This window comes from Streptomyces flavofungini (assembly GCF_041028215.1).
GTDB classification, from domain to species: domain Bacteria; phylum Actinomycetota; class Actinomycetes; order Streptomycetales; family Streptomycetaceae; genus Streptomyces; species Streptomyces flavofungini_B.
Window position 1 is genome coordinate 1 of record NZ_JASKYR010000598.1, and the last position, 4,942, is coordinate 4,942.

Genomic DNA, 4,942 nt, shown 5'->3' on the forward strand with positions numbered 1-4,942 from the left:
GGACTGGCGCGGCGGCGGGGGCCTCGGGGGCACCGGAGGTGAGTCGGCACAGCGAGATAGGTTGCAAACCTGACTAGGTTGCCATACGGTCTAGGTAGCTCAGCCGTGCAGAGGCACGGCCGCTCAGGGCAGGGGGACTTCCATGACCATCTCGCCGGACATGTCGCCGGACTTCTCGGCCGCCGCCACGGCCGTCACCGCCGCGCTCGCCGCGTACCTGCTGTTCGGTGAGCCCTGGGCGGGCCGGCGGATGTACGGCTCGCTGGCCCGGCGCAGGGACATCGAACCCCGCGCTCTCGTGCGCTACTTCAGCGCCGTGCTCGCCCTGTGGGCGTCCTTCGCCGCCCTCGCCGTCGCCGCGCTGCTCCTCTCGCCCGGCGTGCGCGCCGCCGACCTCGGGCTCGCGGCGCCGGAGAGCCCCGTCGTCACGGTGATCGGGGTACTCGCCGTCGGCGCCGTCGCCGTGAAGTCCGGGCGCACCTTTCGCGACCTCGTCCGGCGGGGCAAGAACGTACCCGGGCTCGCCGCCATCGAGGCGATGCTGCCGCGCGCGGCCGAGGAGCGCGGGCTCGCCGTAGCCGTCGCCGTCACGGACGGCCTCTGCGCCGAACTGGTCTACCGGGGCCTCCTGATCGCCTTCGGCGTCGGCGCCCTCGGCCTGAACCTCTACGCGGCCGCGGCCCTCTCCGTCGTCGTCTACGCGGTCGCGGGCTTCTACCAGGGCCGCCAGGGCATCGCCGTCTTCGCCCTCTTCGGGACGGTCTTCACCGGCCTCTACCTCGCCACCGGCAGCCTGCTGCTCCCCGCCGCCGTGCACGTCCTCCTCTCCGTGCGCGATCTGACGCTGCCCGCGCCCAAGAAGCCGCTCGCGGCTACGGCCGCCTGAGAAAGGCAGACCCACGTGACCGACCGACGGGCAAGCTGGTTCAAGGGAGTGCTCGACCTCCTCGTGCTCGCCGCCCTCACCGACGGCGAGAGCTACGGCTACGAGATCGCCAAAGCCCTCGGCGCCGCGGGCTTCGGCCAGATCAAGGGCGGCACGCTCTACCCGGTGCTCAACCGCCTTGAGGAAGCGGGCCTGGTCGACGCCGAGTTCCGGGCCACCGAGAAAGGCCCCGGGCGGCGCTACTACCGGCTCACCGAGGACGGCCGCGCCACCCTCGGCGAACAGGGCGGCCGCTGGCTCGCCTTCGGCACCTCCGTACGCGACGCACTCGCAAAGGCGGGAGTGGAGGCACGATGAACGCGAGCGGCACCGACGCCCAGCACGAACGGGACGGGTACCTCCTCGACCTCGCCGAGCGGCTGCTGGCGCTCGGCCTGCCCGCCGACCGGGTCGAGGCCACCGTCGAGGACCTGGCGGCGCACCTCGCGGAGTCGGGCGCCGAGGACGCCGAGGCCGAGTTCGGCCCGGCCGGGGAGTTCGCCCGGCAGCTGGTGCCCGCCACGGGGGTGCGGGCACCGGCCGCCCCGGGCGAGGAGGTGGAGACCTGGCGCTGGACCGCCGACACCTACGTCGACGAGGACCTCCTGAACCGCTTCGGCGACGAGGGCTGGGAGGTCCAGCGCGTCGACGCCCTCGGGCGCTTCGTCAGCCACCGCGACCTTGCCCAGCCGCAGCGCTGGGAGTACCGGCGCGAGCTGGTCACCCGCGGCCGCGAGGGCCTCGACGAGCGGCTCGCCCCCGACGGCTGGGAGGCCTGCGGGAACTGGGTGATCTACGCCTACTTCAAGCGGCCCCGGGCGGCGAGCCTCGGCCCCGCCGCCCGGGTCGCGTCCCCGCCGCCGGTGCCGGAGCGGTCCCGGTTCTTCAGCCGGAAGTTCCATGTGCTGCTCGCCGTGCTCGCCGCCGCGCTGGTCGTGGCGGGCGTCGCGGCGGCCGTGGAGGACGGCGACGCGCGTACCGGCCTCGGTCTCGTGGTGGGCGCCGTCACGGGCGCGGCGGTGGCCCTGGGTGTGGGCTTCGCGCTCCAGGCCCTGCGGGGGCGCCGGTCCCGGCCCTGAGGCGCCGGTCCCGGTCCTTCGCGAAGCCGGTCCCGGTCCCTCGTATGGCCGGGACCTCAGGACTTCAGCGCCGCCGACATCATCGCCTTGGCGATCGGCGCCGCGAGGCCGTTGCCGCTGACCTCGTCGCGGGCCGCGCTGGAGGACTCGATCATCACGGCGACCGCGACCTCCTTGCCGTCACCGCCCTTGGCGTACGACGTGAACCAGGCGTACGGCGTCTTGCTGTTGTTCTCGCCGTGCTGGGCCGTGCCCGTCTTGCCGCCGACCGTCGCGCCCGCGATCCGCGCGTTCGACCCGGTGCCCTTCTGGACGACCGTCTCCATGGCGGACTGGAGGCCCTTGGCGGTGGACTCGTCCATCACGCGCTGCCCGTCGTCGTCGCCGTACTTCTCCAGGACGTCGCCGCCCGAGTCGGTGATCTGCGCGACCATGTGCGGCTTGGCCAGCTCGCCGCCGTTGGCGATGGCCGCGGAGACCATCGACATCTGCAGCGGCGTCGCCGTCACGTCGAACTGGCCGATGCCGGAGAGGCCCGTCTGCGCCTTGTCCATGTCCGAGGGGTAGACGCTCTTGCCCGCGCGCACCGGGATATCCAGCTTGTCGGCGTTGAAGCCGAGCTTCTCCGCCATCGCCTTCACCTTGTCCTGGCCGAGGTCCACGGCCATCTTGGCGAAGACGTTGTTGCAGGAGTACTGCAGGCCCGTGCGGATGTCGGCGTTCTCGCAGGGTGCCGACCGGTTCTCGTTGCGCAGGACCGTCGACGTGCCCGGCAGGGTGTAGGGGTTCGGGCTGTCGGTCCTTGAGTCCACCGAGTCGTAGAGACCGTCCTCCAGCGCCGCCGCCGCGACGACCAGCTTGAACGTCGAGCCGGGCGGGAGCGGCTGGCGCAGGGCGCGGTTCACCATCGGCTTCTCCTCGTCCGTCGTCAGCTCCTTCCACGCCTTGGAGTCCGTGGAGCCGCTGATCCGCGACGGGTCGTAGGAGGGCGTCGAGACCATGCCGAGGACGCGGCCGGTCTTCGGGTCCAGGGCGACCGCCGCGCCCTTGGTGTCGCCCAGCGCCTTGTACCCGGCCTTCTGCACCGCCGGGTCGATGGTCGTCACGACGTCGCCGGGGTCGGCCCGCTTGTTGGTGACCGTGTCGAGCGGGTTCTTCAGACGGTTGTCCGTGCCGTCGAGGAGGTCCTTGTAAATGCCCTCCAGCTGCGTCGCCCCGTACACCTGTGAGCTGTAGCCGGTGACGGGGGAGTAGAGGTCGCCGTTCTTGTACGTGCGCTTGTAGGCGAGGTCGCCCCCCTTCGTCCGCGCGGAGCCGGTGACGGCCTCACCGCCCACGATGATGTCGCCCAGCGGGGCCGCGTACTGCTCGATCGCGTTGCGCCGGTTGTGCTTGTCGTCCGCGAGCGCCTTCGAGTCGTGGAACTGCACCCACGTCGCCCGCAGGAGCAGGGCGAGCACGAGCAGCAGCGCGAAGACCGAGGCGTGTCTGATCGTCTTGTTCATCTCTTACGGAGAGACGAGCCCCGGGGAGCGGTTCGTTCCCCTCTGGGGGGCTTGGGACCGTTTTCTCAGACAGTTCTCAGAGAGACCGGGCCCGGCGGAAGGCGGCGTTCACCCGGCGCTCATGAAGCCCGACTCGTACGCGGCGATCACCGCCTGGGTGCGGTCCCGGGCGCCCGTCTTGGCGAGCACCGAGGCCACATGCGTCTTCACCGTGGCCGCGCCCACGCCCATCCGCCCGGCGATCTCCGCGTTGGTCAGGCCCGCCGCCATCCAGCGCAGCACCTCGCTCTCCCGGCCGGTGAGCCTGGCCACCCAGGCGGGCGGCTCGGGCTGCGGGCGGCCGTGCTCGGCGGCGAGGGCCCGCACGGCGGCGGGGAAGAGCAGGGAGTCGCTGTGCGCGACGACGCGCACCGCCTGGACGAGGGCATCCGCGTCCGCGCGCTTGATGAGGAACCCGGAGGCGCCCGCGCGCAGTGCGTCGTACACGTAGGAGTCGTTCTCGAAGGTCGTCACGACGACGATGCGCGGCGGCTCCGGCATCGTGCGCAGAATCTGCTCCGTGGCGCGGATGCCGTCGGTCTCCGGCATCCGTACGTCCATCAGGACCACGTCCGGCCGCAGCTCCCGGACGACGGAGACCACCTCCGCGCCGGTCGACGCCTCGCCGACGACCTCCATGCCGGGCTCGGCGGAGAGGATCGCGCGCAGGGCGGTGCGCACCATGCGCTCGTCGTCGGCGAGGACGACGCGGATGGCCGCGCGGCCGGGGTCCGCGCCTTCGGGCGTGGTCGTCATGCGGGTCCCTTCAGTGCGAGTCGTACGGTCAGGTCAGGGCAGGTCGTGCGGGTCAGGTCAGGGGAAGTCGTACGGTCAGGCGCCACACGTCACCGGCGGGTCCGGCCTCCGCCGTGCCCCCGAGCAGCCGGGCCCTGTCGGTGATGCCGCGCAGGCCGTGGCCGCCGCCGGTCCTGGCGGCGGGGGAGCGGCCGGGCAGCGGGTTCTCGGCCGTGACGGTGAGGCCGGGTCCCGCCAGGGCGACGCGCAACGTCACCGGGGCGCCGTCGCCGCCGTGCCGCAGGGCGTTGCTCAGGGCCTCCTGGACGATGCGGTAGGCCTCGCGGGAGACCAGCGGGGGCAGCTCGGCGGGGTCCACGCCGACGGTGGCGCGCACGCGCAGGCCGCCCGCCCGGGTGCGGCGGAGCAGGCCGTCGAGATCGGTGGCGAGGGTGGGCGCGGGTGCCGTGCCGCGGGCGTCCCCGGCCTCCCGCAGCACGCCGAGGACGGCGCCCAGCGCGCGAGCAGGCCGCCGGCCGCCGCGGCGCACCCCGCGAGCGCCACGAGCGCGGCGGCCCCGGCGGCCGGGCAGAGCGCGAGCAGCCAGGTCTCACCGTGGGCCGCGGGCAGACCGGCGCCGGTGTCGCGCAGCGCGGGGA

Annotated in this window: 6 protein-coding genes; 3 read left to right on the forward strand and 3 right to left on the reverse strand. The window is 73.4% G+C overall.

Annotation, left to right across the window (positions count from 1 at the left end; all coding sequences use genetic code 11):
* The first annotated feature begins 142 nt into the window (after positions 1-142).
* From AB8Z36_RS30575 to AB8Z36_RS30585, 3 genes are read left to right on the forward strand one after another with little or no spacing between them, the layout of a single operon-like run.
* Positions 143-886: a CPBP family intramembrane glutamic endopeptidase gene (locus AB8Z36_RS30575; RefSeq protein WP_369216634.1), complete on the forward strand. Its 744-nt coding sequence runs from the start codon at positions 143-145 to the stop codon at positions 884-886.
* 15 nt (positions 887-901) lie between these two features.
* Positions 902-1,243: a PadR family transcriptional regulator gene (locus AB8Z36_RS30580; protein ID WP_369216635.1), complete on the forward strand. Its 342-nt coding sequence runs from the start codon at positions 902-904 to the stop codon at positions 1,241-1,243.
* Positions 1,240-2,004 (forward strand): hypothetical protein, encoded by a 765-nt coding sequence (locus tag AB8Z36_RS30585; RefSeq protein WP_369216636.1) that lies wholly within the window; start codon positions 1,240-1,242, stop codon positions 2,002-2,004. The genes AB8Z36_RS30580 and AB8Z36_RS30585 overlap by 4 nt, the downstream gene beginning before the upstream one ends.
* A 56-nt stretch (positions 2,005-2,060) precedes the next feature.
* On the opposite strand, the gene AB8Z36_RS30590 is transcribed toward AB8Z36_RS30585, so the two are convergent.
* The 3 genes from AB8Z36_RS30590 to AB8Z36_RS30600 form a co-directional block, all read right to left on the reverse strand.
* Positions 2,061-3,509, reverse strand: coding sequence for a peptidoglycan D,D-transpeptidase FtsI family protein (locus AB8Z36_RS30590; RefSeq protein WP_369216637.1), 1,449 nt, complete (start codon positions 3,507-3,509; stop codon positions 2,061-2,063).
* Between the two features lie 108 nt (positions 3,510-3,617).
* A complete protein-coding gene (locus AB8Z36_RS30595) occupies positions 3,618-4,304 on the reverse strand; it encodes a response regulator transcription factor (protein ID WP_369216638.1) in 687 nt (228 codons plus the stop codon).
* A gap of 52 nt (positions 4,305-4,356) precedes the next feature.
* Positions 4,357-4,833 carry a sensor histidine kinase gene (locus AB8Z36_RS30600; protein ID WP_369216639.1) on the reverse strand — a complete coding sequence of 159 codons (477 nt, stop codon included), beginning with the start codon at positions 4,831-4,833 and terminating at the stop codon, positions 4,357-4,359.
* Positions 4,834-4,942 lie beyond the last annotated feature (109 nt).